Source organism: Burkholderia sp. SIMBA_062 (assembly GCF_046534765.1).
Lineage (GTDB): Bacteria > Pseudomonadota > Gammaproteobacteria > Burkholderiales > Burkholderiaceae > Burkholderia > Burkholderia ambifaria.
The window spans coordinates 1-1,780 of sequence record NZ_JAWRYD010000083.1; the positions used below are offsets into that span (position 1 = coordinate 1).

1 protein-coding gene is annotated in these 1,780 nt (G+C 64.0%); it reads left to right on the plus strand.

Annotated elements, in window-relative coordinates; translation table 11 throughout:
• Window positions 1–320 precede the first annotated feature (320 nt).
• Window positions 321–1,691: a group II intron reverse transcriptase/maturase gene (ltrA, locus tag SB786_RS35430; RefSeq protein ID WP_410731468.1), complete on the plus strand. Its 1,371-nt coding sequence runs from the start codon at window positions 321–323 to the stop codon at window positions 1,689–1,691.
• Window positions 1,692–1,780 lie beyond the last annotated feature (89 nt).

A 1,780-nucleotide genomic window follows, 5' to 3' on the forward strand; every position in this document is an offset into this window, starting at 1 on the left:
AATGAAGCGAAGCGCAACTGCATGAGGGCGACCGATTGTGGGGAGGAAGCGCGGAGCGTAAATCGCGAGCCGATGAACAAGAACCGCATAGAAGGCGCTGCCGAGCAGGGCGAGCGGGCATGAAACCGTGAAGCTCTTGTGATCAAGGCGAGGCGGCGTAGATGCGGCGGTTGTGCGATGAAGGAGTGCGTTCTTACCTGGGGAGATCTCGCCTTGTGCCTGAAAGGGCGACGGTGATGAGCCGGAGCGAGAAGTCAGCAGAGGCCGTAGTAGCTGCTGGTTTGGGGCGAAGGGCCGAACGAGTAGGAGGGCCGAAGGCCGTGTCGCTCGGACGTGCAGTGCATCAGAAGCCCGCGCAGGCGGGGCGCAACGCGGGAGGGCGAGGTGAAGCCGCGCCTGAAGCGGAGCGTGATGAAGCGTGGACGGCGCGACACGAAACTGGAGGCTTGGGGCGGGCCGACCTGCTTGCGCAGGTGCTCGCGAGAGCGAATCTGGTGACGGCGTGGAAACGCGTCAAAGCCAATCGCGGCGGTGCCGGGGTGGATGGGAAGTCGATCGCCGAAACGGCGGAACACCTCAAGACGCACTGGCCCGGGATTCGGGAAGCGTTGGTGGACGGAAGCTACCGGCCTGAGCCGGTACGGCGGGTCCAGATTCCGAAGTCCGGTGGCGGGATGCGTGAACTGGGGATTCCGACGGTGACGGATCGATTGATCCAGCAAGCCCTGCTGCAAGTCCTGCAGCCCATCATTGATCCGAGTTTCTCCGAACACAGCTACGGCTTCCGCCCGGGGCGTCGAGCGCGTGACGCGGTGCTGAAGGCACAACGGCATGTGCAGGACGGCTATCGGGTGGTGGTCGACGTGGACTTGGAGAAGTTCTTCGATCGGGTCAATCACGACATCCTGATGGAACGGCTATCGAGGCGGATTGCGGACAAGGCCGTGCTGCGGCTGGTTCGCCACTACCTTGTGGCTGGGATCATGGATGGCGGGGTGGTCACGGAGCGTCACGAAGGCACGCCGCAAGGCGGACCGCTGTCGCCGCTACTGGCCAATGTGCTGCTAGACGAGGTGGATCGGGAGTTGGAGAAGCGGGGTCACCGCTTCGTGCGCTATGCCGACGACTGCAATGTGTACGTGTGCAGTCGTCGGTCGGGCGAACGGGTGCTGGACGGCTTGCGCAAGCTCTACGAGCGACTCCATCTGAAGCTCAACGAGGCCAAGACGGCGGTTGCACAGGCGACCGGTCGCAAGTTCCTGGGCTACGAACTGTGGCGCAGCGCGGGCGATCGGATCAAATGCGCGGTGGCCCGGAAGGCCCTGGAGGCCTTCAAGCAACGCATCCGGGAACTGACACGCCGTTCGAGCGGGCGAAGCCTGCCGGAGGTGGCGGAGCGACTGAGGGCGTATATGCCGGGCTGGAAGGCGTACTTCCATCTGGCACAGACGCCCAAGGTGTTCCGCCAACTCGACGAGTGGATCAGGCACCGGCTGCGCGCGATGCAGCTCAAGCACTGGCGTCGAGGAACGACGATGTATCGAGAGATGTTGGCGCTGGGAGCCTCGGAGGCGGACGCTCGCAAGGTTGCCGCGAACAGCAGTCGCTGGTGGCATAACAGCTACCTGCAACTGAACCGAGCGATGCCCGTCGCCTACTTCGACCGGCTTGGTGTTCCCCGACTCTCCTGACCTCAACTACTCGAACCGCCCGGTGCGGACCCGCATGCCGGGTGGTGTGGGAGGGGACCGGTCAGGTTACTGACCGCCCCTATCCCGAT